We start from the raw sequence: 26327 nt of genomic DNA on the forward strand, positions 1-26327 counted from the left end.
CAAAGAGCTTATGCCTGAACCACTTGCAGCGCTTCGTCGGCCGATCAACGGCAACGCGTCAATTTAATGCTGCGACCTGCACAGTTTCATTAGCGGCTTGAGCGCAACTGTTCCTGTGTCGGCCGGAGCTCTGCGCCTAGAATGAGCGCTCCTGTCATTGGCTTTCGGGGTTCTCATGCACGTTTCGTCGGGTCGCTGGGTGTACGGCATGTTCCTGGCCTTGTTGACCGCGTTTCTGTGGGGAATCCTGCCGATCAAACTCAAGCAGGTGCTGCAGGTGATGGACCCGATCACCGTGACCTGGTTTCGCCTGACGGTGTCCGGCGGCTGTCTGTTCATTTATCTGGCGGCGACCAAGCGGTTGCCGAGTCGCAAGGTGCTCGGGCCCAAGGGCGGCTGGCTGGTGCTGATGGCGGTGCTCGGGCTGGTGGGCAATTACGTGCTGTACCTGATGGGCCTGAACCTGCTCAGCCCCGGCACCGCTCAGTTGGTGGTGCAGATGGGGCCGATCATGTTGTTGATCGCCAGTCTGTTCGTGTTCAAGGAACGCTTCAGTATGGGTCAGGGCATGGGGCTGGCGGTGCTGCTGATCGGCTTCGCGCTGTTCTTCAATCAGCGTCTGGCTGAATTGCTGACGTCTTTGTCTGACTACACCGCCGGTGTGTTACTGGTGCTGCTGGCATCGACGGTCTGGACGTTCTATGCGCTGGGTCAGAAGCAATTGCTGACGGTATGGAATTCGTTGCAGGTGATGATGGTGATCTACCTGTTCTGCGCCTTGTTGTTGACGCCTTGGGTGCATCCGCTCGAAGCGCTGGAATTGAGCCCGTTGCAGGGCTGGCTGCTGCTGGCGTGCTGCATGAACACCCTGATCGCCTACGGCGCGTTTGCCGAGGCGCTGGCGCATTGGGAGGCCTCGCGGGTCAGTGCGACGCTTGCGATCACGCCGTTGGTGACGTTTGGCGCGGTGGCGGTGGCGGCCGGGGTGTGGCCGGAATATGTGCATGCCGAGCAAATCAATTTGCTGGCGTATGGCGGGGCGGTGCTGGTGGTGCTGGGGTCGGCGCTGGTGGCGCTCGGGCCTTCGCTGATTGCCGGGCTCAAGGCCCGGCGGGCGAAACTGTTGGTCGGATGATCCTACCCGCGCCAGGCGTGGGAAGGATCGGGATGACTCAGCCCTTGGCGCCGGCCTCGATCATGTTCTCCGGCCGCACCCAGGCATCGAACTCTTCATCGGTCAGATACCCCAGTTCCAGCGCTGCCTCGCGCAAGGTTTTGCCTTCGCTGTAGGCCTTCTTGGCGATTTCTGCCGACTTGTCGTAACCGATGTGCGGGTTGAGCGCCGTCACCAGCATCAGGCCGCGTTCCAGATGTTGCGCCATGACCTTGGCATCCGGCTCCAGTCCGGCGATGCAGTGCTGCTGGAAGTTGCTGCAGCCATCGGCCAGCAGGCGGATCGATTGCAGCAGGTTGTGGATGATCACCGGTTTGAACACGTTCAACTGCAAGTGACCCTGACTGGCGGCGATACCGATCGTCACATCGTTGCCCAGCACCTGGCAGGCGAGCATCGACAGCGCCTCGCACTGGGTCGGGTTGACCTTGCCGGGCATGATCGAGCTGCCCGGTTCGTTGGCCGGCAGCCGCACTTCGGCAAAACCTGCACGTGGGCCGGAGCCGAGCAGACGCAGGTCGTTGGCGATTTTCATCAGCGCCACGGCGAGGGTTTTCAGGGCGCCGGAAAGCGTGGTCAGCGGCTCGTGGCCGGCGAGGGCGGCGAACTTGTTCGGCGCGGTGACGAACGGCAGGCCGGACAAGGCCGCGAGTTCCGCGGCAATCGCTTCGCCGAAACCGTGTGGCGAGTTGAGCCCGGTACCGACGGCGGTGCCGCCCTGCGCCAGTTCGCAGACCGCCGGCAACGCCGCGCGAATCGCCCGTTCGGCGTAATCCAGCTGCGCTATGAAGCCGGAGATCTCCTGGCCGAAGGTGATCGGCGTGGCGTCCATCATGTGGGTGCGACCGGTCTTCACCAGCTTCATGTGCCGCGCCGACAACTCGGCCAGGCCGCCCGACAGCTCGGCGATGGCCGGCAGCAGTTGGGTCTGCACAGCCTGTGCGGTGGCGATGCTCATGGCGGTGGGGAAGCAGTCGTTGGAGCTCTGCGAGCGGTTGACGTGATCGTTGGGATGCACCGGCGACTTGCCGCCGCGCGGGTTGCCGGCCAGTTCGTTGGCGCGGCCGGCAATCACTTCGTTGGCGTTCATGTTGCTCTGGGTGCCGCTGCCGGTCTGCCAGACCACCAGCGGGAACTGGTCGTCGTGCTGGCCTTCGAGCACTTCGTCGGCGGCCTGTTCGATCAGGCGGGCGATGTCGGCGGGCAGATCGCCGTTGCGGTCATTGACCCGGGCCGCGGCTTTCTTGATCAGTGCCAGGGCGTGCAGCACCGGCAGGGGCATGCGTTCCTGACCGATGGCAAAGTTGATCAGCGAGCGTTGCGTCTGAGCGCCCCAGTAAGCGTCGTCCGGGACTTCGATCTGGCCCAGGCTGTCGGTTTCGATACGGCTCATCGTGCACACTCCTGTTGGTCTGTTTGCGCAGTTTAGGCCCGGTGGGGCCCAAGTGGTTCCATCCGTTCGATTGTTGCCCCGCCAGGCTCCGCCAATCAAGCGCGGCAAGGCTCGGGGGTTGAGCCGCAGCGTTATTCAGGCGCAGAATGGTCGCCCTTGGGGTTTTACCTCGCCTAGCTGAAAAGGAAACTCGATGACTCGTCTTCGTGCCATCTGCACCGCGGTTGCCCTGGTTTGCGCCAGCGGCCAGGTGTTCGCCGATACCGCCAGCCACAACGCCAGTGCCGAAACTTTCCTGACCCTGGCGCACGCTGACAAGCTGGGCACTCCGGTGTACATGCAGGTTCAGCAGATGTTCGCCCAGCGTTTTGAACAGACCAAGGCGCCGGAATCCAAGAAAGCCGTACTGGATACCTACCAGGCCAAGGCCAACGCCGCCCTGGACCAGGCCATCGGCTGGAACAAGCTGAAGCCGGACATGGTCAAGCTCTACACCAGCACCTTCAGCGAACAGGAATTGAAAGACCTGGTCGCGTTCTACCAGTCGCCACTGGGCAAGAAAGTCCTGGAAAAAATGCCGCAGCTGACTCAGCAATCGGCCCAGATGACCCAGGCCAAACTGGAAAGCGCAGTACCGGTCGTCAACAAATTGCTGGACGACATGACCAACGAGCTGGCACCGAAAGGCGCTGCTCCGGCCAAGAAGAAGTAAGCGGAGTTCGTGATGACCATGCAACAACGCATCGAATCGACGCTGGCGCTGCTTCAGCCTGAGCATCTGCAAGTGCTGGACGAAAGCCACATGCACAGTCGCGGGTTGCAGACCCACTTCAAGGCAGTGGTGGTCAGCGCGCAGTTCGAAGGTCTGAACCGGGTCAAGCGCCACCAGAAAGTCTACGGCACGCTCGGCGAGCTGATGGGCGAGTTCCATGCGTTGGCGCTGCACACCTACACCCCGCAGGAATGGTCAGAGGTGGGCGCCGCTCCGGCGTCGCCGACCTGTGCCGGCGGCAGCAAGCATTAAACGTCGGTTTTTTGCTAGAATCCGCAACGCGCCGCTCACCCGGCGCGTTTTTTTTCGCATCCGGTTCACCCTTTACGAGGGTAGCCACCTGGAGAAATACCCATGACACAACCGATTGTCGTGGCGGCACTGTACAAGTTCGTCACCCTCGAAGATTACGTCAACCTGCGCGAGCCCCTGCTGCAAGCGATGGTCGACAACGGCATCAAAGGCACCCTGCTGATCGCCGAAGAAGGCATCAACGGCACGGTGTCCGGCAGCCGTGAAGGCATCGACGGCCTGCTGACCTGGCTGCGCAACGATCCGCGCATGATCGACATCGATCACAAGGAATCGTACTGCGACGAGCAGCCGTTCTATCGCACCAAGGTCAAGCTCAAGAAAGAGATCGTGACCCTGGGCGTCGAAGGCGTCGACCCGAACAAGAAAGTCGGCACCTACGTCGAACCGCAGGACTGGAACGCGCTGATCAGCGACCCGGAAGTGCTGCTGATCGACACCCGCAACGACTACGAAGTCTCGATCGGCACCTTCGAAGGCGCCATCGATCCGAAAACCACCAGTTTTCGCGAATTTCCCGACTACATCAAAGAACACTTCGACCCGGCCGTGCACAAGAAGGTCGCGATGTTCTGCACCGGTGGCATCCGCTGCGAGAAAGCCTCGAGCTACATGCTGGGCGAAGGCTTTGAAGAGGTTTACCACCTCAAGGGCGGCATCCTGAAGTACCTTGAAGAGGTGCCGCAGGAAGAGACCAAATGGCAGGGCGACTGCTTTGTGTTCGACAACCGCGTGACCGTGCGCCATGACCTGAGCGAAGGCGACTACGATCAGTGCCATGCCTGCCGCACCCCGGTCAGCGTTGAAGATCGCGCTTCCGAGCATTACGTGGCCGGCATCAGCTGCCCGCACTGCTGGGACACCCTGAGCGAGAAGACTCGCCGCAGCGCCATCGACCGCCAGAAACAGATCGAACTGGCAAAAGCGCGCAACATGCCGCACCCGATCGGCTACAACTATAAGCAAGCATCCACCGAGGCTTAATCATGTCTGCACGCCTGCTCTATGTGATGGATCCGATGTGTTCGTGGTGCTGGGGATTTGCCCCGGTGGCCAAGGCATTGGTGGAGCAGGCGCAGGCAGCCGGGGTGGAGCTGCACCTGGTGGTCGGCGGGTTGCGCACCGGCAGCGGTGCGGCGCTGGAGCCGACCACCCGGCGCTACATTCTCGAGCACTGGCAGGCGGTCACCGAGGCCACCGGCCAGCCGTTCAAGTTCGAAGGCGCGCTGCCGGACGGTTTTGTCTACGACACCGAGCCTGCCTGCCGGGCCATTGTCACCGCGCGCAGCCTGGCGCCGGATTGCGCGTGGAAACTGGTCGGGTTGATCCAGCACGCGTTTTACGCTGAAGGTCGCGATGTCACCCAGGCCAGCGTTCTGGTGGAGCTGGCAGAGAAGGCCGGCGTCCCCCGCATCGAATTTGCTGCCCTGTTTGATCATGCCGATCAACACAAGGCGACCCAAGCCGATTTCAGTTGGGTTCAGGACCTGGGAATCGCCGGATTTCCGACCCTGCTCGCCGAGCGCAATGGTCAGCTGGCGTTGCTGACCAACGGTTACCAGCCGCTCAGTGAACTGTCGCCGCTGCTCGGCCGATGGCTGGAGCGCGCCGCCTGTGTCTGACCCGGCCGATGACACGCCAGCCGTCAAGCGTGTCGACCGGCTGAGCTGGGCTGAAGTCCGGCGACTGGCACTTCATCACAAAAAATCCCTGTGGATCGCCAACGGCGTGGCCGTACTGGCGACGCTGTGCAGCGTGCCGATTCCGTTGCTGTTGCCGTTGCTGGTGGACGAAGTCCTGCTCGGCCATGGCGATGCTGCGCTGAAAGTCATGAACCACGTGCTGCCGTCAATGTGGCAGCAGGCGGCAGGCTACATCGGCCTGATGCTGGTGGTGACGCTGACCCTGCGCTGCAGTGCTCTGTGTTTTGGCGTGTTGCAGGCGCGGTTGTTTGCGCGGCTGGCCAAGGACATCGTTTATCGAATTCGCGTGCGGCTGATCGAGCGTCTGAAACGGATCTCGCTGGGTGAATACGAAAGCCTGGGCAGCGGCACGGTCACCACGCACCTGGTCACCGACCTCGACACCCTCGACAAGTTTGTCGGCGAAACCCTCAGTCGTTTCCTGGTGGCGATGCTGACGCTGGTCGGCACGGCCAGCATCCTGATGTGGATGCACTGGAAACTGGCGCTGCTGATCCTGTTGTTCAACCCGCTGGTGATCTACGCCACGGTGCAGTTGGGCAAACGGGTCAAGCATCTGAAGAAACTGGAGAACGACAGCACCTCGCGTTTCACCCAGGCGCTGAGCGAAACCCTTGATGCGATCCAGGAAGTGCGTGCCGGCAACCGACAGGGCTTTTTCCTCGGGCGCCTCGGCCTGCGAGCCCAGGAAGTGCGCAATTACGCGGTCAATTCGCAGTGGAAGACCGACGCCTCCAACCGTGCCAGCGGTCTGTTGTTCCAGTTCGGCATCGACATCTTCCGCGCGGCGGCGATGCTCACTGTGCTGTTCTCCGACCTGTCGATCGGCCAGATGCTCGCGGTGTTCAGCTACCTGTGGTTCATGATCGGCCCGGTCGAACAACTGCTGAACTTGCAATACGCCTATTACGCCGCCGGCGGTGCGTTGACCCGGATCAACGAACTGCTAGCCCGTGCCGACGAGCCGCAATACCCCGGCGGCGTCGATCCGTTCAAGGGTCGCGATACTGTCGGGATCGAGGTTCAAGGCCTGAGCTTTGGTTATGGCGATGAGCTGGTGCTGGATCAGATGAACCTGTCCATCGCACCGGGCGAGAAAGTGGCGATTGTCGGCGCCAGCGGTGGCGGCAAAAGCACCCTCGTGCAATTGCTGCTGGGCCTTTACACGCCGCTGGCCGGCACCATTCGTTTCGGCGGATCGACCCAGCAGGAAATCGGCCTGGAAACGGTTCGGGAAAATGTCGCGGTGGTGCTGCAACATCCGGCGCTGTTCAACGACACCGTACGCGCCAACCTGACCATGGGCCGCACCCGCAGCGATGAAGCCTGCTGGCAGGCACTGGAAATCGCCCAGCTTGAAGCGACTATCCGCGCCTTGCCGGATGGACTCGACAGCATCGTCGGCCGCTCCGGCGTGCGCCTGTCCGGCGGCCAGCGACAACGGCTGGCGATTGCGCGGATGATCCTCGCCGAACCCAAAGTGGTGATCCTCGACGAGGCGACGTCAGCCCTCGACGCCGCCACCGAATACAACCTGCACCAGGCCATGGCGCGCTTTCTCCATGGACGCACCACGCTGATCATTGCTCACCGCTTGTCAGCGGTTAAGCAGGCGGACCGGGTGCTGGTGTTCGACGGCGGGCAAGTGGCCGAGGATGGCGACCATCAGCAACTGATTGCCGATGGCGGGTTGTACGCCAAGCTTTATGGGCATTTGCAGCGGTTGTAGGTTATTACCACAGCACCTCCAGCGCGTTGGCCGTGCCGTCGTAGCCAAACTCTTTGACGATCACCGAACAACTGGTGCATGGGGGCATGGTCGTGGCCACGTCGACCGAAGCGATCATGTGTTTTTCGGGATACTTCTGGCGAAGCACGCTGATCAGTTTGGCCTCGCTGTCCAGAGAGGTCGGCCGGCGGGTCACCGCAGGCGTGTAGGTGTCGATGTCCTTTATCGTACGGGGAATCGCCACCAATTGCCCTTCGCTCGAGACTTCCAGTGAGGTTCTGTTGAAGGTCTTGCCAAAGTCGATGTTGAAGTAGGTGGTATCGCCGACAATCACTTTATCCGGCGCGAACGGATGCTTGAACAGTGGCAGTTCCGAGGTCAGTCCCTGTGCACCGGAAACGCTGACGTACACCTCACGGGTGCCGGTCGATGTCACGATGTCGGCGTAGGCGATGTTGCGCAATTTCTGTCCCTGGAAATGAGGCGGGAGCAGCGCCTGAAGCTTGATCATCGTCTGATTGATGTTCAAGTCGGCGCTCTGTTGGATATCGATGGTCTTCTCGGCAAACAGCGTATCGAAGATGTCGGCAGTTCGTTGGCGAAACGTATCCGAAGCGCCCTGACTGCTCGACCAGGACGCGGCGCCGTCCTTCCGCTGTCTGACAATCATGCGCGTCGAATGGTCGAACATCACCGCTTCGCCCGGGCTGGTATCGACCTTGAGCAGCTTGAGCGTATCGGGTGGGTTCGTGTGACCGCCTATGCGAATGGCAATTTTCTCCATGGTTTCCATGGCACGTTCGACCGCAGCAGTGCCGTGGATCCTCGCCATGTTATTGGCATTGAGCGATCCGGTATAAACCGTCATCAGCTCATCCTTCAGATCGGCAGGCAGGGTATTGGCCTTGCGCAAAGTCAGCGGTGTCGCGAGGCTCTGTCCCTTGGGCACTTCGGCGACGTAGAAGGCTGCGGCGTCCAGTCGGGTGAACACGTAGTGCTTTGAGCCATCCATGGCCGGGACGATAGTGGCGCCGGCTTCGAACCTGTCGAACTGATTCCGTGTGCCGTAGGGGACATCAACCTTGATTCGGCCATAAATCCCTTTTTGAAAGGCTATCGTCCCCTGGTGCCGGGTCTTGCGCTTCAGGGTCTTGAGCAGCATCGCCCGACCTGGAAAGGCCGGCGTATAACGGCTGTCCCCGAACCACGGTGCCCAGCCTTTTTCCGTGTCAAAGCTGCCATTGGCGGGCGTCGGTGCCGGATCGCGGGTGACGTAACTGGTTTTGCACGTGGCTTTGCCCGGCATACGCCGCACCCTGCAGGGTACGGTTTTAAAGATCGACGGGTCATCAATCAGGTCGGCGCGGCGCAATTGATCGCCGTCCAGCCGATAAGGGATGTCATCAATCAGCAGTGTGGTGCGTCCATCGACCTCAAGCACTTCCCGGATACGTGCCTGTTCCGGAACTCGCGCTATCACGTGGGATTCGGTCGGGGGCAGGGTCTTGAAGGCCGATCGGCCCTGTTCGAGGTTTTTGCCGTTGTGGCGTAGACGCGGGCCGTAGGGCAGGGCTGTCATCGGGTCGACCAGATGAAAGCGCTCCAGACCGGACGCGCTTGTATGACGTATCAGGACGTCATCAATGCCGTTGACCGTCGCCAGTCGGTCGCCGTTTGTCAGCGGCTTCCAGTGCCCGGGATCGATGACCTGGGGCAGGTCCTGGATCAGTCGGTAGTGCTCGGCCGTTCCCGTCAGCTTCTTGATACCGCCGATTCCGGCGCGGCCGACAAAGAACAGTCCTTTGCCGACTCCGCTCACCAGACCTTTGAGGAGTGACGGCACACCGTCCAGCGGATTGAAGTTTGCCAGTGAGGTGGTCAGCAGTTTGCGGGCCAGTATCGAGAAGGACGGCAACGTCGCCTGGACCGCCAGGCGAGTGGTGCCGACAGCGGCACGGATCAGGCGAACCGAGCCGGAGATGAATTTGCCGATCGGGCAGAGGAAAGAAGTCAGGTCGAACAGCAGTCCGACCCCGCCCAGGACTTTGCTTTTGACATCGCCCGAGAGCAGGTCCTCGATGCTGCCCCAGAAGGGGACGAACCCTTTGACGATTGTCACGAATATTTCCAGACGCCTCTCGGTTTTGGCCCGGATGGTGTCGAAGATCGTCATCCCCCGGGCTTGCAGGCGCAGGTGTTCTTCATCGACATAAAGGAAGTTTGTCGCGATGTAATGGGCCAGTGCGTCCAGTCGTGATGTCAGCGTCGCGGCATCGGTCCCGGCATCACTGGAGGCTGCGGCTATATTGCCTACGGTGTCGAGATAACCGACGTAGTACGCCTGGGCGGCTGGTGCCCTGCCGTGGACATGGGCCGACCAATCGAGCAGCAACGAAGCGCTGATGTCGCGCTCGGGGGAATAGATTTGTCCGGGGATGGTGGCGTGCAATGGAAACTCGGTCCGAACGCCATTGACGGTTGAAAACCTCAAGGTGGGTCGAAGGCGAATGACACCGGCACTCGGGATCAACTCGTGGTAGGCAATATTCCCCTGGTGGGTCACTTTTATAATGAAACCCTTCCTGGCCCGCGTCAGATCCGACGGTTCGTTGGGTGCTGATTTTCGACGCAGCCCCAACAACTCGATTTCACCCATTGCCAATGCCTGGCGGTCGCTCGCTGGCAGTGAAGTCAGCAAGCTGGCAATCAAGATCTGATAAGGCGGCCTGATAGTCGCCAGATATTGGTTGAAGGCGCTTTCAAACTGCGCATTGATATCCGGCAAAGCCTTTCCAGCCCAGCTGTAGTCACCTGAATTCACCCGGTCATAACCACCTCGCGAGTTTTCGCGCTCGGCGTAGAGGACGCGTTGCTTATCCAGTCTGAGTGCTGTCGTGGATCGGGTAGTGCCATCGGACAGCGAGACAATCCATCGTTTGCCGCCATCGAGCTGACCGTCTGCGTAGAGGTCCAGCAGGTCATGGCCGATCAACTTCAGATCCGGGGTTGACCGGAATCCGCTGTAGCTGCCATCGGCTGTCAGCAATTTGCGCCCGTCCCGCTTGAACGTAAAACCGCCGAATCGATCCGCCAAAATCTCCCTGGCCATTTTCAGTCGATCGGGCGGGGCCAGTTCCAAAGTCATCACGGCGCTGTTCAAGCGTTGACTTTGTGCTTCCAGCGCCGTTAGCGCCCGCTCGATATCATCCTGGTCATAATCGAAGGCCGGTCGCGCCTGAACGACGCCCGTGCAGACCGCCCATTCAAGGGCGGGACTTATCCGCAGTCGGGCAATTGCCTCCAGTTCTGCAGCTGAGGCGCCAGCAGTACGCTCAATGGGCAGGTCGACGAGTTGCTGGAAGGACAACGGCTGCGACTGATCCAGCCCGAGCGTCTCGGCCAGCAATACACCGTGCATGAAGTTCACCCACACCACCGAACTCTTGTAGCGAAGCTCGGGCGGGATATCGGGCACGGCAAAGTCTTTCGACAGCCGAGTCTGGAATATTCGGGCCAGAAGGATCGACTCCTTGGTGTTGGCAACCCGACGCGTGCGCAGTAAATGCTGTTCGAAATCGCTGCGCAGGGTCGAGTAGCTTTTGCCCCAGTGGATCGAGTCCTGCCAGCGGAAACCGGCGAGTTCCTGCTGCTCATCGGCTGAAGGCGCATGCAGATAGAGGCAGATGGCTTTGCATATCAATTGATGACGAACGGACGCCGACGTCTGTTCGCCAGCGGATGCGCCGTACCATTTGAGCTTTTTCAGCAGCCGCTCGGTCAGGTCCAGCGATTCTGGGGAACTGAGTATTCGCTGGAGGAAAACCGAGGGGGTTGCGCGCAGTTCTTCCGTATCCGCAAGACGCAGGATATCGCCACTCAAATGACGGATCAGCGAAGGTTTGCCGATCAGAAACATCCTGACCGTGTCGATCATTCGCTCATTGATGCGTTTTGCCTTGTACTGTTCCAGCGTCGTGGAGGGTGCAAGGGGCGGTGTCGCGAGCTGCGCGGCCCTGAACTTTTTCCTGTCCCGGCCGGTCGGTTGGGGAACCAGGGAATCGATATCCGGGCCGGTGTCCAGTCCAAGCGCCTTTCTGGCGCTGGATTCGGCGGTTGTCGACAGGTTGGTTGAAGCTGAAGACGTCGAGGGCATGTCACACTCCTTGTGAGGCATTCCCGCCACAGTGGGGGAGGCCTGAAGTGCCCAGTAAATCGATCCCGCCGGTGGCCGTGGCTGTACATATGTCTATCCGGCGTTTGTCCTGAACTGAGGCGGATCCGCCGCTTGCCGGAACCCCGAACGCCTCCTAGTCTTTGGAGGTTGGTCTGATAGAGACGGACAATCAGGCAGTGACCACGCAAGGAACTCCATGAAGCAAAAGCGGACTCTCGGAACGCCTCGGTTGCTGGGCATCGTCTGGCCATTCATCGCCGTTGTGTTGTTTCAAGCCTTGCTGGGAGGCGTGAGTCTCTACGTCCTGTCGGCCGTTCGCGGGTATGTCGCCGGTGAAAGCCTTTGGTCCAAGGGCCAGAAAGACGCAATCTATTACCTCAACCTCTACGCGGACAGCCGCGACGAGGCGATTTATCTCAAATACCAGAACGCAATCGCCGTGCCTCAGGGCGGCCATCAGTTGCGCCTGGCGCTGGACAAGCAACCGCCCGACCTGCAAGCCGCGCGCGAGGGCATCCTCAAGGGCGGCAACCACCCGGACGATGTCTCCAGCCTGATCTGGCTGTACCTGAATTTCCGTCACTTCAGTTATCTGGAAACCGCCATCGACCGCTGGACGCTGGGCGATGCCTACCTGGTGGAGCTCGATGACGTGGCGCAGGAGATGCACCGACGCATCACCGCCAATGCCGCCACTGATGCCGATATCCGGCGCTGGAAAGACCGGATCTTTGCGATCAACGATGGCGTGACGCCTGCCGCCAAGGCTTTCAGTGATGCGTTGGGTGAGGGTTCGCGGGTAATCCTGCGTCTGCTGTTATTCACCAACCTCGCCACGGCGCTGGGCCTGATCGTGCTGGCGCTGCTGCGCACCCGCAAACTGCTGAAGCAGCGGCATGCCTTCGCCGAAGCACTGCAACTGGAAAAGGATCGCGCGCATGTCACGCTGCATTCGATTGGCGATGGGGTAATCACCACCGATGTGAGCGGTGCGATCGACTACATGAACCCGGCCGCCGAGGCGTTGACACACTGGAAGGCCGAGCAGGCTGCCGGTCTGCCGCTGGCGGCGTTGTTCAATTTGCTGGATGACAATGCCCAGACCGAAGGGCTGACCCTGATCGAGCACATTCTCAGTGGTCAGCTCACCGGCGGCAGCGAACACTCGAAGCTGATCCAGCGACTGGACGGCAGCACCGTTTCGGTGACTCTGGTCGGCGCGCCGATCCGCAATGCGGGCAAGGTCAGCGGGACGGTGCTGGTGTTGCACGACATGACGCAGGAGCGGCAATACATCGCCAATCTTTCATGGCAGGCCACTCACGATGCGTTGACCGGCCTGGCCAACCGCCGCGAGTTCGAGTATCGCCTCGAGCAGGCCTTGCACAATCTGACCCGGCAGCCCGGGCGACATGCGCTGATGTTCCTCGATCTCGATCAGTTCAAACTGGTCAATGACACCTGCGGGCATGCGGCGGGCGATGAGTTGCTGCGACATATCTGTGCGTTGCTGCAATCAGGCCTGCGCGAGGGCGACACACTGGCGCGGCTGGGCGGCGACGAGTTCGGCATCTTGCTGGAGAACTGCGCACCGGAGGCGGCCGAGAAGATCGCCGAGAGCCTTCGCCAGACCGTACAGAACCTGCATTTCGTCTGGAAGGGGCGGCCGTTCCTGACCACTGTCAGCATTGGTCTGGTGCATGTCGCGCAAACACCGACCACTCTTGAAGCCTCGCTGCGGGCGGCCGACATGGCCTGCTACATGGCCAAGGAAAAGGGCCGCAACCGGGTGCAGGTCTACCATGCCGACGACTCGGAGCTGTCCCTGCGTTTCGGCGAGATGGCCTGGGTACAGCGCCTGCACATGGCCCTGGAGGAAAACCGCTTCTGTCTCTATGCCCAGGAAATCGCCCCGTTGGGTTCGGTTGCCGGTGGCGCGGGCGGGCACATTGAAATTCTGTTGCGCCTGCATGACGAGGCGGGTCGGATGATTCTGCCGGACAGTTTCATACCGGCGGCCGAGCGTTACGGTTTGATGACGTCACTCGATCGCTGGGTTGTGCAGAATGTATTTAAGGTAATTGCTCAATGTATTAACGAAGAGTGCGAACGGCCTCTGGCAATGTGTGCGATTAATCTTTCAGGCATTACTATCGGAGATGACGCGTTCTTGCACTTTCTGCGCGAACAGTTTGATAACTATTCCGTTCCGCCTGAAATGATTTGTTTTGAAATTACAGAAACCAGCGCCATTGCAAATCTCGGCAGTGCTATCCGATTTATTAATGAACTCAAAGGCTTGGGTTGTTACTTCTCATTGGACGACTTTTGCGCCGGAATGTCTTCATTCGCTTATTTGAAACATTTGCCTGTAGACTTCCTGAAGATCGACGGGAGTTTCGTAAAGGATATGCTGGACGACCCGATTAACCGCGCTATGGTCGAAGTGATCAACCACATCGGGCATGTCATGGGTAAGCAGACAATTGCCGAGTTTGTCGAAACAGCCCAGATCGAGCAGGCATTGCTTGAAATCGGCGTCGATTACGCTCAGGGTTATGTCATCGAACGCCCGCAATTGTTTACCTGCGACAGTTTGCAAAGTCGGCCCGCCAGACCGCAGCCGCTGTTGTTCAAGGCGCCTGGCACGTTCCGTTGAAGTCTCTCGCCGATCCTTACAATCACAAATCAAAAGGAGCCGAACAGTGATCGACACATTCAACCGAACCGGACCACTCATGGAAGCTGCAAGTTATCCTGCCTGGGCACAACAGTTGATTCAGGATTGCAGCGAGAGCAAACGCCGGGTTGTCGAACATGAACTTTACCTGCGCATGCGTGATAACAAGCTCAGCGCCAAGACCATGCGCCAGTACCTGATCGGGGGCTGGCCCGTCGTTGAGCAGTTCGCGTTGTACATGGCGCAGAATCTCACCAAGACCAAGTTCGCCCGTCACCCGGGTGAAGACATGGCGCGGCGCTGGCTGATGCGCAACATCCGCGTCGAACTCAACCATGCCGATTACTGGGTGAACTGGAGTCGGGCCCACGGCGTGAGCCTGGAAGACCTGCAGGCCCAGCAAGTGCCGCCGGAATTGCACGCCCTGAGTCACTGGTGCTGGCACACCAGTTCGGCGGATTCGCTGATCGTGGCCATCGCCGCCACCAACTATGCCATCGAAGGCGCGACCGGGGAGTGGTCGGCGCTGGTCTGTTCGACCGGTGTGTACGCCGCCGCCTTCCCTGAAGAGGACCGAAAGCGGGCGATGAAGTGGCTGAAGATGCACGCCCAGTACGATGATGCCCACCCGTGGGAAGCGCTGGAAATCATCTGCACCCTGGCCGGGATGAACCCGAGTCGGGCCTTGCAGGCGGAACTGCGCCAGGCCGTGTGCAAGAGCTATGACTACATGTACCTGTTCCTCGAGCGCTGCATGCAGCTCGAGTTGACGGAGCGGGTGCTGGTCGGGCGCGAGCGACGGGCGCTGGTCGAGAGCTAGTTTCGGCGACATCCATAAAAAAACGGGAGCCTGTGTGCTCCCGTTTTTTATTGGCCTGATAAGGCTCAGCCGGCCATTGTCAGGCGATTGCGCCCCTCGCGCTTGGCCACGTACAGCGCGCTGTCGGCGCGGCGCAGCAGGCTGTCGGCGGACTCGCCCGGCAGCAGGGTCGAACAACCGAGACTCACGGTCAGTTCGATCAACTGGCCATCGGCGTAGTAGTCCTGGGCTTGTGCTGCATAGCGCAGGCGTTCGCCAACCATCGCGGCGGCTTCGCGGCTGGTGTTGGATAGCAGGATCAGGAACTCTTCCCCGCCATAGCGAAATACCATGTCGACGTTGCGCAACTGGTCCTTGATCGATGCCGCGACGGCTTTGAGCACTTCATCGCCGGCCGTGTGGCCATGGCTGTCGTTGACCTGTTTGAAATGGTCGATGTCCAGCATCAGCAGCGACAACGGTTGCAGGTGTCGACGCGACATCTCGATTTCCCGCTGCAGGGTCTGCTCCATGGCGATGCGGTTGCCGGCGCCGGTCAATGGATCACGCAGCGCGGTTTGCGTCGCGACACGATAGAGCAACGCATTGCGCATCGGGTACAGCAGGGACGACAGGAGCGATTCCAGATTGCCCAGTTCCTGCTCGCTGAAACGCTGGTTGCGGCGAAACACCAGTTCGCCCATGTGCTCGCCGTCGTGGCTGAGGCTGTAGCTGGCGGAATGATGACCACGGGCACCGAATTCCAGGCGCAAGTCGCTGCCGCTGTGCACATAGCTCAAGGCATCGAGCGGCACCAGACGCTGAACTTCGCGGAAGAACAGACCCAGGATACGTTGGGGCTCAAGGCTGGTTTGCAGTTGCAGGCTCATTTGCTGGCGCAATTGCGCCAGGCTGACAGGTCGCTCCAGAAGCGGAGGCAGCTGACCAAAGCCCAGGCGTTGCAATTTGGCACTATCGAAGTCAATTGCAGTGGTCTGGGAGGGTGATTTCATATGGCGTGAGCCCCTAAGCAGTAAGTCTGTCTTACAGGCTGGGTGAGAGCGGCTATGGGCTGCGCGTCATACTGATCCATCAGTCCCGTAGGACATTTGGCGTAAGTTTAGTCTGCCCGATGACGATTAGTCAGCTATCGAATCAGGCCTTGCCCGACTGCCTTCACTCGGCGTGCTTTCAGGGAATGTAGAGCGAAAGTCGTGCCATTCAGTTCAGGTTTTATTAAAACCGTTGCGAATCAAAGGCTTGAGTTTTGTGTGAGGAGAGAGGTGGTGGTTATTTGACTGAAACAGGCCTGCGCAAAGCGGCAAATGCCTGCCGCGACGGGAATCCGCCGCGGCAACAAATGCGACGTATGGCACTACTGAGCGTTGAATGCCTGGCCGTTGATACCCGTGCTGTCCGGGCCCATCAGGTACAGATAGACCGGCATGATCTCTTCCGGAGTCGGGTTGTTCAGCGGGTTTTCGCCCGGGTAAGCCTGAGCGCGCATGCTGGTGCGGGTGGCGCCCGGGTTGATGCTGTTGGAACGCACCGGGGCGACGTTTTCGACTTCGTCGGCCAGGGTTTGCATCAGCCCTTCGGTGGCGAACTTGGACACGCCATAGGCGCCCCAGTACGCGCGGCCCTTGCGCCCGACGCTGCTGGAGGTGAACACCACCGAGGCATCCTGGGACAGTTTGAGCAGCGGCAGCAGGGTGCTGGTCAGCATGAACATCGCGTTGACGTTGACCTGCATGACGCGCATGAAGTTTTCACCGGACAGCTGTTCGATCGGCGTACGCGGGCCGATGATCGAGGCGTTGTGCAGCAGACCGTCGAGGTGGCCGAACTCGGTCTCGATCATCGCCGCCAGCTCATCGTATTGATGGGGCAGGGCGGTTTCGAGGTTGAACGGGATCACCGCCGGCTGCGGATGCCCGGCCGCTTCGATCTCGTCGTAGACCTGGGTCAGGTTGGCTTCGGTCTTGCCCAGCAGCAACACGGTCGCACCGTGGGCCGCGTAGGTCTTGGCGGCCGCCGCACCGATGCCGCGACCGGCACCGGTGACCAGAATGACCCGATCCTTGAGCAATTCGGGGCGAGCGGAGTAATCAAACATATAAAACCTCTAATCCATTAACTTCTGATCAGTCCCACGACCGGCATGGGAATGCAGTGGACACGATTCAGCAACTGCAGAGTGCGTTATCCAGCACCTTGCGCAACTCCAGCGGATGATCCACCACCACGTCCGCGCCCCAGTGCCGCGGGTTGTCGTCCGGGTGAATGTAGCCGTAGGTCACGGCAGCGGTCCTGGTGCCCGCGTCACGGCCGGATTCGATATCGCGCAGATCATCGCCGATAAACAGAACGCTCGATGGATCCAGATCAAGCATCTTGCAGGCGAGGATCAGCATCTCGGGATCCGGTTTGCTGTTCTTCACGTGATCCGGGCAGATCAGCAGGGCCGAGCGCTCGGCCAGCCCCAGTTGCTGCATGATCGGTTCGGCGAAGCGCAATGGCTTGTTGGTGACCACGCCCCAGACCAGATTGGCTTTTTCGATGTCGGCCAGCAATTCGCCCATGCCGTCGAACAGCTTGCTGTGCACGGCGCAGCCGGCGAGGTAGCGCTCGAGGAACTCAAGGCGTAACTCCTCGAAGCCCGGTGATTCCGGATCCATCGAAAACGTCACTGCGACCATGGCCTTGGCGCCGCCGGAGATTTCGTCGCGGATGTGCTTGTCGTTCATTGGCGGCAAACCGCGATCCGCGCGCATCGCCTGGCAAATGGCGATGAAATCCGGCGCGGTGTCGAGCAGCGTGCCGTCCATGTCGAAAAGGACTGCTCTGATGGCCATCGGCTTACTCCTCGCGCAGGGTCTGGATCATGTAGTTGACGTCAACGTCCGCCGCCAGCTTGTAGTGCTTGGTCAGCGGGTTGTAGGTCAGACCGATGATGTCCTTGACGGTGAGGCCGGCCATGCGGCTCCACGCACCCAGCTCGGATGGGCGGATGAATTTCTTGAAGTCGTGGGTGCCGCGTGGCAGCAACTTCATGATGTACTCGGCGCCGACGATGGCGAACAGGTACGCCTTCGGGTTGCGGTTGATGGTGGAGAAGAACACCTGGCCACCAGGCTTGACCATGCGGAAGCAGGCGCGGATCACCGACGATGGGTCCGGCACGTGTTCGAGCATTTCCAGGCAGGTGACGACGTCGAACTGCTCGGGCATTTCTTCGGCCAGGGCTTCGGCGGTGATCTGCCGGTACTCGACGTTCACGCCGGACTCCAACTGATGCAGTTGCGCGACCGCCAGCGGCGCTTCGCCCATGTCGATGCCGGTCACGGTCGCGCCGCGCTGGGCCATGGCTTCGCTGAGGATGCCGCCACCGCAACCGACGTCGAGGACTTTCTTGCCGGCCAGGTTGACGCGCTCGTCAATCCAGTTGACCCGCAGCGGGTTGATGTCGTGCAGCGGTTTGAACTCGCTTTCGCGGTCCCACCAGCGATGGGCCAGTGCTTCGAATTTGGCGATTTCGGCGTGGTCGACGTTGCTCATGATTCAATCCTCTAAAACTTGAAAAAGGCTGTAGCCCCGGAGTTTGCCCCGGGGTGTTTACGATTCGGTGTGGCCGCTGATGCGACGGCCCCAGGCCCGGGCGGTTTCGCCCAGCTGCTGTTCGTCCAGGCGCGTCAGGCGCCGGTCGTCGAGTAATTGCTTGCCGGCGACCCACAGGTGTTTCACACAGTCCCGGCCGGTGGCGTAAATAAGTTGCGAGACCGGGTCATAGACCGGTTGCTGTGCCAGGCCGGACAGATCGAACGCGACAATGTCCGCGGCCTTGCCGAGTTCCAGGGAGCCGGTCTCGGCTTCGATCCCCAAGGCCCGCGCGCCGTTCAGCGTGGCCATGCGCAGCGCCCGATGGGCGTCCAGCGCGGTGGCCGAGCCAGCAACAGCCTTGGCCAACAGTGCCGCCGTGCGGGTTTCGCCCAGCAGGTCCAGATCATTGTTGCTCGCCGCGCCATCGGTGCCGACCGCGACGTTGACCCCGGCCTGCCACAGGCGCTCGACCGGGCAGAAGCCGCTGGCCAGTTTCAGGTTCGACTCCGGGCAATGGATCACATTGGTGTTGCTTTCTACCAGCAACGCCAGGTCGTCATCGCTGATCTGGGTCATGTGCACGGCCTGGAAGCGCGGCCCGAGCAGGCCCAGTCGGCCGAGGCGGGCCAGCGGGCGTTCGCCGCGCTGTTCAACGGCCTGTTGCACTTCGAAAGCGGTTTCGTGGACGTGCATGTGAATCGAGGCGTCCAGCTCTTCGGCGATCACGCGGATTTTTTCCAGGTTCTCATCGCCGACGGTGTAGGGTGCATGAGGGCCGAAGGTAATCTTGATGCGTTCGTGATGCTTCAGGTCGCCGAACAGTTCGACGCCCTGACGAATGGCTTCATCGGCGCTGGCAGCGCCCGGAATCGGGAAATCGAGGATCGGAATGGCGATCTGCGCACGGATTCCGCTGTTGTGCACGCGCTCACTGGCAACCTTCGGGAAGAAATACATGTCCGAGAAACAGGTGATGCCACCTTTTATCTGCTCGGCGATGGCCAGGTCAGTGCCGTCACGCACGAAATCTTCATCGACCCATTTGCCTTCGGCGGGCCAGATGTGGTTTTCCAGCCAGGTCATCAACGGCAGATCGTCAGCGAGGCCGCGGAACAGGGTCATGGCGGCATGGCCATGAGCGTTGATCAGGCCGGGGCTGAGCAGCACGTCCGGCAATTCGCGGACTTCGGCGGCGTTACACTTCAAGGCTTCGGCACGCGGGCCGATGAACACGATGCGACCGTCGCGGATGCCCAGGCCATGCTCCTTGAGCACCACGCCTGCGGGTTCGACGGGTACCAGCCAGGTCGGCAGCAATAATAAGTCGAGCGCAATGGCAGGTTTCGGCATCGAGGGTCGGTTCCAGTGCTTTTGTAAAGGATGGCGAAGTATACCCGAGCGTCTTCGCGGGGGGATCGCTATAATCGGCGGCTTTTGTTCATGAGTGCGGGGTGAGGGATGCGCGATCGACTGTTGGCTGCGGAGAAAGTGAAGGCCATCGATTGGCGTGATGGCGCGCTCCACCTGCTGGATCAGCGCGTTTTGCCATTCGAGGAAAACTGGATCGCCTACACCAGCGCCGCCGGCGTGGCCGAAGCGATTCGCTCGATGGTGGTGCGCGGTGCGCCGGCGATCGGCATCAGTGCTGCGTACGGCATCGTGCTGGCGGCCCGTACCCGGATTGCCGAAGGTGGCGACTGGTATGCGGCGCTGGAAGAGGATTTCATGCTGTTGGCCGATTCCCGTCCGACCGCGGTCAACCTGTTCTGGGCGTTGAATCGCATGCATGACCGGCTGGATCGCCTGAAGGACAACGCCGATCCGCTGGCGGCGCTCGAAGCCGAAGCCATCGCCATTCATGAAAGCGATCGTGAAGCCAACCTGACCATGGCTCAGCTCGGCGTCGACCTGATCCGCAAACATCAGGGCAATGCTCAGGCGATCCTGACCCACTGCAACACCGGCGCCCTGGCCACCGGCGGTTTCGGCACGGCGCTCGGGGTGATCCGCGCGGCGTTCATCGAAGGTATGGTCGAGCGTGTCTATGCCGACGAAACCCGGCCGTGGCTGCAGGGTTCGCGCCTGACCGCGTGGGAGCTGGCCAACGAAGGCATTCCGGTAACGCTCAATGCCGACTCCGCCGCCGCGCACATCATGAAAACCAAAGGCGTGACCTGGGTGATCGTCGGCGCCGACCGGATCACCGCCAACGGCGACGTGGCGAACAAGATCGGTACCTATCAACTGGCGGTCAACGCCATGCACCACGGCGTGCGTTTCATGGTGGTGGCACCGAGTTCGACCATCGACATGAATCTGGCCAGCGGTGATGACATCCCGATCGAAGAGCGCGACGGTGCCGAACTGCTGGAAGTCGGCGGCAAGCGTGTCGGGGCGGATGTCGAAGCGTTCAACCCGGTATTTGACGTGACGCCGGCGGACCTGATCGATGCGATCGTCACCGAAAAAGGCATCGTCGAGCGCCCGGACACCGCGAAAATGGCCCAGTTGATGTGTCGCAAGCGCTTGCATTAAGGGTGTTCACTGCCCGCTAAATGGCCATCGCCAGCAGGCTGACTCCTACAGGTTTTGTGTCCGATACGGATCCTGTGGGAGCCGGCTTGCCAGCGATGGGGCCTTGAAAGTCAATAAACATCCGCAATTTCGTCTCGAAATTTGCATTCGGAGAAGCTCTGAGCCTCTCTCGTCCCCGTTAAGCCTGTCATCGGTCATCTAACTATGCTCCATGCGCATCTGGGGGATAGGTGCGTGGCGGCTCTTGTGATAACATCCGGCGTTTTCCGAGGCAGTCCCACGGGGTTGTCTTCACTGCGCAAATCCAGGGTCAACTTGTTGATTTGTCGTAAGTCGGCGCAAGGCACTCAGCCTGCATCGACGAGCTTCGTGCGTCCCCTATGGATATGGCGAAGTTTCACCAGAAAAAGGAATCAGGCTTCTCATGGGCGAACTGGCCAAAGAAATCCTCCCGGTCAATATCGAAGACGAGCTGAAACAGTCCTATCTCGATTACGCGATGAGCGTGATCGTCGGCCGTGCACTGCCGGATGCGCGCGATGGCTTGAAGCCCGTGCACCGTCGCGTGCTGTTCGCGATGAGCGAGCTGGGCAACGACTTCAACAAGCCGTACAAGAAATCTGCCCGTGTCGTCGGTGACGTGATCGGTAAGTATCACCCGCACGGTGATACCGCGGTGTACGACACCATCGTTCGTATGGCGCAGCCATTCTCGCTGCGTTATCTGCTGGTGGACGGTCAGGGCAACTTCGGTTCGGTGGACGGCGACAACGCCGCGGCCATGCGATACACCGAAGTGCGCATGACCAAGCTGGCGCACGAACTGCTGGCCGACCTGCACAAGGAAACCGTGGACTGGGTGCCGAACTACGACGGCACCGAACTGATCCCGGCGGTCATGCCGACCCGCGTTCCGAACCTGCTGGTCAACGGTTCCAGTGGTATCGCCGTGGGTATGGCGACCAACATTCCGCCGCACAACCTCGGTGAAGTCATCGACGGTTGCCTGGCCCTCATCGACAATCCCGAGCTGACCGTCGATGAGCTGATGCAATACATTCCCGGTCCGGACTTCCCGACCGCCGCGATCATCAACGGTCGCGCCGGCATCATCGAAGCCTACCGCACCGGCCGTGGCCGCATTTACATGCGCGCCCGTTCGATCATCGAAGACATCGACAAGGTCGGTGGCCGTCAGCAGATCGTCATCACCGAGCTGCCTTACCAGCTGAACAAGGCGCGTCTGATCGAGAAGATCGCCGAGCTGGTAAAAGAGAAGAAACTCGAAGGCATCACCGAGCTGCGCGACGAGTCCGACAAGGACGGTATGCGCGTCGTGATCGAGCTGCGTCGCGGCGAAGTGCCTGAGGTGATCCTCAACAACCTCTACGCCCAGACCCAGCTGCAATCGGTATTCGGCATCAACATCGTTGCGCTGATCGACGGTCGTCCACGCATCCTGAACCTCAAGGATCTGCTGGAAGCCTTCGTCCGTCACCGTCGCGAAGTCGTTACCCGCCGTACCGTGTTCGAACTGCGCAAGGCTCGTGAGCGTGGTCACATCCTCGAAGGTCAGGCGGTAGCCCTGTCGAACATCGACCCGGTGATCGCGCTGATCAAGGCTTCGCCGACGCCGTCGGAAGCCAAGGAAGCGCTGGTCAGCACGCCGTGGGAGTCCTCGGCTGTGGTCGCGATGGTCGAGCGTGCCGGTGCCGATTCGTGCCGTCCGGAAAACCTCGATCCGCAATACGGTCTGCGTGAAGGCAAGTACTTCCTGTCGCCGGAACAGGCGCAAGCCATTCTGGAACTGCGTCTGCACCGCCTGACCGGCCTGGAACACGAAAAGCTGCTGGCCGAGTATCAAGAGATCCTCAACCAGATCGGCGAGCTGATCCGCATCCTCAACAGCGCCGTGCGCCTGATGGAAGTGATCCGCGAAGAACTGGAAGTGATCCGTGCCGAATACGGCGACGTGCGCCGCACCGAGATTCTCGATGCACGCCTCGACCTGACCCTGGGTGACATGATCCCGGAAGAAGAGCGCGTCGTGACCATTTCCCACGGCGGCTATGCCAAGACCCAGCCGCTGGCTGCGTACCAGGCCCAGCGTCGTGGCGGTAAAGGCAAATCGGCTACCGGCGTGAAAGATGAGGACTACATCGCTCACCTGCTGGTTGCCAACAGCCACACCACGCTGTTGCTGTTCTCCAGCAAGGGCAAGGTGTACTGGCTCAAGACCTACGAGATTCCGGAAGCGTCCCGCGCCGCTCGTGGTCGTCCGCTGGTCAACCTGCTGCCTCTGGATGACGGTGAGTACATCACCACCATGCTGCCGGTCGATCTCGAAGCCATGAAGCGTCAGGCTGATGAAGAAGAAGCCGAAGGCGCCGAGGCTGATGTAGAAGAAATCGAAAACAGCAACGAAACCGAAGAAGAGCGCAAGGCACGTATCAAGGCTGCCGACCGCAAGAAGGCACCGTTCATCTTCATGTCGACCGCCAACGGTACCGTCAAGAAGACCCCGCTGGTGGCCTTCAGCCGTCAGCGCAGCGTCGGTCTGATCGCGCTGGAGCTGGACGAAGGCGACATCCTGATCTCCGCTGCCATCACCGATGGCGAGCAGGAAATCATGCTGTTCTCCGACGGCGGCAAGGTGACGCGCTTCAAGGAATCCGAAGTCCGCGCCATGGGCCGTACCGCTCGCGGTGTGCGTGGCATGCGTCTGCCGGAAGGGCAGAAGCTGATTTCCATGCTGATCCCGGAAGAAGGCAGCGAGATCCTGACGGCTTCCGAGCGCGGCTACGGCAAGCGCACGGCGATCACCGAGTTCCCTGAATACAAGCGTGGCGGTCAGGGCGTTATCGCCATGGTCAGCAACGAACGTAACGGCCGTCTGGTCGGCGCGGTTCAGGTGCAGGATGGTGAAGAGATCATGCTGATTTCCGACCAGGGCACGCTGGTGCGTACCCGTGTCGACGAAGTCTCCAGTCTGGGTCGTAACACCCAGGGCGTGACCCTGATCAAGCTGGCCAAGGATGAAACCCTGGTTGGTCTGGAGCGGGTCCAGGAGCCTTCGGAAGTCGAGGGTGAAGAGTTTGAGGGTGAAGAAGGTGTCGAGCTGGAAGAAGGCGTGATCGGCGCCGAACCGGACGATGCAGTCGACAACCTGCAGGCGGACGCCGCAGACGAAGAAGAGTCGCAAGACTAACCAAACCGTAGCAGGGCAGAGTGTTTGCTCTGTCCGCTACCGTGATTGCATAGCGAGAGTGGATGTGAGCAAACGAGCCTTTAACTTCTGCGCAGGTCCCGCTGCGCTGCCTGAAGCTGTCCTGTTGCGTGCCCAGTCCGAGCTGCTCGACTGGCACGGCAAGGGTCTGTCGGTCATGGAAATGAGCCATCGTAGTGATGACTACGTGGCCATCGCCGAGAAAGCCGAACAGGACCTGCGCGACCTGCTGTCCATCCCCTCCAATTACAAAGTGCTGTTCCTGCAGGGCGGCGCGAGCCAGCAGTTCGCCGAGATTCCGCTGAACCTGCTGCCCGAGAACGGCACTGCCGACTATGTCGAAACCGGCATCTGGTCGAAGAAAGCCATCGAGGAAGCGCGTCGCTTCGGCAAAATCAACGTTGCCGCCAGCGCCAAGCCTTATGACTACCTGGCCATTCCTGGTCAGAACGAGTGGAAGCTGACCCCGGGTGCGGCCTATCTGCACTATGCGTCAAACGAAACCATCGGTGGCCTGCAGTTTGACTGGGTTCCCGAGGCCGGTGACGTTCCGCTGGTGGTCGACATGTCCTCCGATATCCTCTCGCGCCCGATCGATGTGTCGCAGTACGGTCTGATCTACGCCGGTGCGCAGAAGAACATCGGCCCGAGCGGTCTGGTGGTGGTGATCGTCCGTGAAGACCTGCTGGGTCGTGCCCGCAGTTCGTGCCCGACCATGCTCGACTACAAGGTCTCGGCCGACAACGGTTCGATGTACAACACCCCGGCCACCTATTCCTGGTACCTCTCGGGCCTCGTCTTCGAGTGGCTGAAGGAGCAGGGCGGTGTCGCCGCGATGGAGCAGCGCAACAAGGCGAAGAAAGATCGCCTGTACGGCTTCATCGACAACAGCGATTTCTACACCAACCCGATCAGCGTCAACGCCCGCTCGTGGATGAACGTGCCGTTCCGCCTGGCTGACGAGCGTCTGGACAAGGCGTTCCTGGCCGGCGCCGACGCCCGTGGCCTGCTCAACCTCAAGGGGCATCGTTCGGTCGGCGGCATGCGTGCCTCGATCTATAACGCCCTGGGCCTGGATGCGGTTGAGGCTCTGGTTGGTTACATGGCTGAATTCGAGAAGGAGCATTCCTGATGTCCGAGCAGGAGCTCAAGGCGCTGCGCGTTCGCATCGATAACCTGGATGAGAAGATCCTCCAGCTGATCAGCGATCGTGCACGCTGCGCCGAAGAGGTTGCACGGGTCAAGATGGCCAGTCTGGCCGAAGGCGAGCAGCCGGTGTTCTATCGTCCGGAGCGCGAGGCGCAGGTCCTCAAGCGCGTGATGGAACGCAACAAGGGGCCGCTGGGCAACGAAGAGATGGCGCGGCTGTTCCGCGAAATCATGTCCTCGTGCCTCGCCCTCGAGAACCCGCTGAAAGTAGCCTACCTCGGTCCGGAAGGCACCTTCACCCAAGCGGCGGCCATGAAGCACTTCGGTCACGCGGTGATCAGCAAGCCGATGGCGGCGATCGACGAAGTGTTCCGTGAAGTGGCGGCCGGTGCGGTGAATTTTGGCGTGGTGCCGGTGGAGAACTCCACCGAAGGTGCGGTCAACCACACCCTCGACAGCTTCCTCGAGCACGACATGGTCATCTGTGGCGAAGTCGAGCTGCGGATTCACCACCATCTGCTGGTCGGTGAAAACACCAAGACCGACAGCATCAGCCGCATTTATTCCCACGCCCAGTCGCTGGCCCAGTGCCGCAAGTGGCTGGACGCCCATTACCCGAATGTCGAGCGCGTGGCGGTGTCCAGCAACGCCGAAGCGGCCAAGCGGGTCAAGGGTGAGTGGAACTCGGCGGCGATCGCCGGTGACATGGCGGCCGGGCTGTATGGCCTGACCCGTCTGGCCGAGAAGATCGAGGATCGTCCGGACAACTCCACGCGCTTCCTGATGATCGGTAACCAGGAAGTGCCGCCGACCGGCGACGACAAGACGTCGATCATCGTGTCCATGAGCAACAAGCCCGGCGCGCTCCATGAGCTGCTGGTGCCGTTCCATGACAACGGGATCGACCTGACCCGGATCGAAACCCGTCCGTCGCGCAGCGGTAAATGGACCTACGTGTTCTTCATCGACTTCGTCGGCCATCACCGTGATCCGCTGATCAAGGGTGTGCTGGAAAAGATCAGTCAGGAAGCAGTAGCACTCAAGGTGCTGGGTTCCTACCCGAAAGCAGTTCTTTAAGGGG

General features: G+C 60.6%; 19 protein-coding genes. 12 read left to right on the forward strand and 7 right to left on the reverse strand.

Annotated features, from left to right (window positions below):
• Positions 1-175 precede the first annotated feature (175 nt).
• Positions 176-1135: a DMT family transporter gene (locus AC07N4_RS26055; RefSeq protein WP_096821006.1), complete on the forward strand. Its 960-nt coding sequence runs from the start codon at positions 176-178 to the stop codon at positions 1133-1135.
• Positions 1136-1172: 37 nt separating this feature from the next.
• Here AC07N4_RS26055 and AC07N4_RS26060 read toward each other — a convergent pair whose 3' ends face one another.
• Complete coding sequence (locus AC07N4_RS26060; protein ID WP_192558672.1) at positions 1173-2567, reverse strand: class II fumarate hydratase; 1395 nt, start codon at positions 2565-2567, stop codon at positions 1173-1175.
• A 193-nt stretch (positions 2568-2760) separates the two neighbouring features.
• Here AC07N4_RS26060 and AC07N4_RS26065 point away from each other — a divergent pair, with 193 nt between their 5' ends.
• The 5 genes from AC07N4_RS26065 to AC07N4_RS26085 all read left to right on the forward strand — a co-directional run bounded on the left by AC07N4_RS26065 (position 2761) and on the right by AC07N4_RS26085 (position 7083).
• A complete protein-coding gene (locus AC07N4_RS26065; RefSeq protein WP_192558671.1) occupies positions 2761-3279 on the forward strand; it encodes a DUF2059 domain-containing protein in 519 nt (172 codons plus the stop codon).
• Between the two features lie 12 nt (positions 3280-3291).
• On the forward strand, positions 3292-3591 hold the full coding sequence (locus AC07N4_RS26070) for a BolA family protein (RefSeq protein WP_096821009.1): 300 nt from the start codon (positions 3292-3294) through the stop codon (positions 3589-3591).
• A 102-nt stretch (positions 3592-3693) separates the two neighbouring features.
• Positions 3694-4635, forward strand: a complete 942-nt coding sequence (gene trhO, locus AC07N4_RS26075) for an oxygen-dependent tRNA uridine(34) hydroxylase TrhO (RefSeq protein WP_493066373.1) — start codon at positions 3694-3696, stop codon at positions 4633-4635.
• A 35-nt stretch (positions 4636-4670) separates the two neighbouring features.
• Positions 4671-5273, forward strand: a complete 603-nt coding sequence (locus AC07N4_RS26080) for a DsbA family protein (RefSeq protein ID WP_172829544.1) — start codon at positions 4671-4673, stop codon at positions 5271-5273.
• The gene (locus tag AC07N4_RS26085; RefSeq protein WP_493066374.1) at positions 5266-7083 is read left to right on the forward strand and encodes an ABC transporter ATP-binding protein; all 1818 of its coding nucleotides are present in this window, start codon (positions 5266-5268) and stop codon (positions 7081-7083) included. The genes AC07N4_RS26080 and AC07N4_RS26085 overlap by 8 nt, the downstream gene beginning before the upstream one ends.
• Before the next feature lie 4 nt (positions 7084-7087).
• On the opposite strand, the gene AC07N4_RS26090 is transcribed toward AC07N4_RS26085, so the two are convergent.
• On the reverse strand, positions 7088-11236 hold the full coding sequence (locus AC07N4_RS26090) for a hypothetical protein (protein WP_493066375.1): 4149 nt from the start codon (positions 11234-11236) through the stop codon (positions 7088-7090).
• Between the two features lie 217 nt (positions 11237-11453).
• Here AC07N4_RS26090 and AC07N4_RS26095 point away from each other — a divergent pair, with 217 nt between their 5' ends.
• Both AC07N4_RS26095 and AC07N4_RS26100 read left to right on the forward strand, forming a co-directional pair.
• Positions 11454-13916 carry an EAL domain-containing protein gene (locus AC07N4_RS26095; RefSeq protein WP_102620490.1) on the forward strand — a complete coding sequence of 821 codons (2463 nt, stop codon included), beginning with the start codon at positions 11454-11456 and terminating at the stop codon, positions 13914-13916.
• A gap of 79 nt (positions 13917-13995) precedes the next feature.
• A complete protein-coding gene (locus tag AC07N4_RS26100; RefSeq protein WP_219737125.1) occupies positions 13996-14757 on the forward strand; it encodes an iron-containing redox enzyme family protein in 762 nt (253 codons plus the stop codon).
• A gap of 65 nt (positions 14758-14822) precedes the next feature.
• Here the strand turns inward: AC07N4_RS26100 and AC07N4_RS26105 are convergent, their stop codons facing one another.
• The 5 genes from AC07N4_RS26105 to AC07N4_RS26125 form a co-directional block, all read right to left on the reverse strand.
• Positions 14823-15749, reverse strand: coding sequence for a GGDEF domain-containing protein (locus AC07N4_RS26105; protein WP_096821014.1), 927 nt, complete (start codon positions 15747-15749; stop codon positions 14823-14825).
• 362 nt (positions 15750-16111) lie between these two features.
• Positions 16112-16852 carry a YciK family oxidoreductase gene (locus AC07N4_RS26110; RefSeq protein ID WP_007950904.1) on the reverse strand — a complete coding sequence of 247 codons (741 nt, stop codon included), beginning with the start codon at positions 16850-16852 and terminating at the stop codon, positions 16112-16114.
• A 67-nt stretch (positions 16853-16919) separates the two neighbouring features.
• Positions 16920-17591, reverse strand: coding sequence for an N-acetylmuramic acid 6-phosphate phosphatase MupP (gene mupP, locus AC07N4_RS26115; protein WP_169431383.1), 672 nt, complete (start codon positions 17589-17591; stop codon positions 16920-16922).
• Positions 17592-17595: 4 nt separating this feature from the next.
• Positions 17596-18294 (reverse strand): bifunctional 2-polyprenyl-6-hydroxyphenol methylase/3-demethylubiquinol 3-O-methyltransferase UbiG, encoded by a 699-nt coding sequence (gene ubiG / locus AC07N4_RS26120; protein WP_007950906.1) that lies wholly within the window; start codon positions 18292-18294, stop codon positions 17596-17598.
• Positions 18295-18351: 57 nt separating this feature from the next.
• Positions 18352-19686: a TRZ/ATZ family hydrolase gene (locus AC07N4_RS26125; protein WP_102620488.1), complete on the reverse strand. Its 1335-nt coding sequence runs from the start codon at positions 19684-19686 to the stop codon at positions 18352-18354.
• A gap of 108 nt (positions 19687-19794) precedes the next feature.
• Between AC07N4_RS26125 and mtnA the strand changes: the two genes are divergently transcribed.
• From mtnA to pheA, 4 genes are all read left to right on the forward strand, one after another.
• A complete protein-coding gene (mtnA, locus tag AC07N4_RS26130) occupies positions 19795-20871 on the forward strand; it encodes an S-methyl-5-thioribose-1-phosphate isomerase (protein WP_096821017.1) in 1077 nt (358 codons plus the stop codon).
• A gap of 424 nt (positions 20872-21295) precedes the next feature.
• Entirely contained in the window at positions 21296-24079 is a 2784-nt protein-coding gene (gene gyrA / locus AC07N4_RS26135; RefSeq protein WP_096821018.1) for a DNA gyrase subunit A, read from the forward strand.
• A 64-nt stretch (positions 24080-24143) separates the two neighbouring features.
• Entirely contained in the window at positions 24144-25229 is a 1086-nt protein-coding gene (serC, locus tag AC07N4_RS26140; protein ID WP_493066376.1) for a 3-phosphoserine/phosphohydroxythreonine transaminase, read from the forward strand.
• The gene (gene pheA / locus AC07N4_RS26145; RefSeq protein ID WP_007950913.1) at positions 25229-26323 is read left to right on the forward strand and encodes a prephenate dehydratase; all 1095 of its coding nucleotides are present in this window, start codon (positions 25229-25231) and stop codon (positions 26321-26323) included. Before serC ends, pheA begins: the two co-directional genes overlap by 1 nt.
• Positions 26324-26327: the final 4 nt, after the last annotated feature.

It is taken from the genome of Pseudomonas sp. GW821-FHT09E04 (assembly GCF_059416185.1).

What these genes read in the sequence shown, in the direction of transcription:
- AC07N4_RS26110 (WP_007950904.1), bottom strand. Translation starts at nt 16,852, where the DNA reads ATGTTTGATTACTCCGCTCGCCCCGAATTGCTCAAGGATCGGGTCATT.
- AC07N4_RS26100 (WP_219737125.1), top strand. Translation starts at nt 13,996, where the DNA reads ATGGAAGCTGCAAGTTATCCTGCCTGGGCACAACAGTTGATTCAGGAT.
- AC07N4_RS26105 (WP_096821014.1), bottom strand. Translation starts at nt 15,749, where the DNA reads ATGAAATCACCCTCCCAGACCACTGCAATTGACTTCGATAGTGCCAAA.
- AC07N4_RS26060 (WP_192558672.1), bottom strand. Translation starts at nt 2,567, where the DNA reads ATGAGCCGTATCGAAACCGACAGCCTGGGCCAGATCGAAGTCCCGGAC.
- AC07N4_RS26125 (WP_102620488.1), bottom strand. Translation starts at nt 19,686, where the DNA reads ATGCCGAAACCTGCCATTGCGCTCGACTTATTATTGCTGCCGACCTGG.
- gyrA (WP_096821018.1), top strand. Translation starts at nt 21,296, where the DNA reads ATGGGCGAACTGGCCAAAGAAATCCTCCCGGTCAATATCGAAGACGAG.
- AC07N4_RS26065 (WP_192558671.1), top strand. Translation starts at nt 2,761, where the DNA reads ATGACTCGTCTTCGTGCCATCTGCACCGCGGTTGCCCTGGTTTGCGCC.
- AC07N4_RS26055 (WP_096821006.1), top strand. Translation starts at nt 176, where the DNA reads ATGCACGTTTCGTCGGGTCGCTGGGTGTACGGCATGTTCCTGGCCTTG.
- pheA (WP_007950913.1), top strand. Translation starts at nt 25,229, where the DNA reads ATGTCCGAGCAGGAGCTCAAGGCGCTGCGCGTTCGCATCGATAACCTG.
- mtnA (WP_096821017.1), top strand. Translation starts at nt 19,795, where the DNA reads ATGCGCGATCGACTGTTGGCTGCGGAGAAAGTGAAGGCCATCGATTGG.
- trhO (WP_493066373.1), top strand. Translation starts at nt 3,694, where the DNA reads ATGACACAACCGATTGTCGTGGCGGCACTGTACAAGTTCGTCACCCTC.
- ubiG (WP_007950906.1), bottom strand. Translation starts at nt 18,294, where the DNA reads ATGAGCAACGTCGACCACGCCGAAATCGCCAAATTCGAAGCACTGGCC.
- AC07N4_RS26090 (WP_493066375.1), bottom strand. Translation starts at nt 11,236, where the DNA reads ATGCCCTCGACGTCTTCAGCTTCAACCAACCTGTCGACAACCGCCGAA.
- AC07N4_RS26095 (WP_102620490.1), top strand. Translation starts at nt 11,454, where the DNA reads ATGAAGCAAAAGCGGACTCTCGGAACGCCTCGGTTGCTGGGCATCGTC.
- AC07N4_RS26080 (WP_172829544.1), top strand. Translation starts at nt 4,671, where the DNA reads ATGTGTTCGTGGTGCTGGGGATTTGCCCCGGTGGCCAAGGCATTGGTG.
- mupP (WP_169431383.1), bottom strand. Translation starts at nt 17,591, where the DNA reads ATGGCCATCAGAGCAGTCCTTTTCGACATGGACGGCACGCTGCTCGAC.
- AC07N4_RS26070 (WP_096821009.1), top strand. Translation starts at nt 3,292, where the DNA reads ATGACCATGCAACAACGCATCGAATCGACGCTGGCGCTGCTTCAGCCT.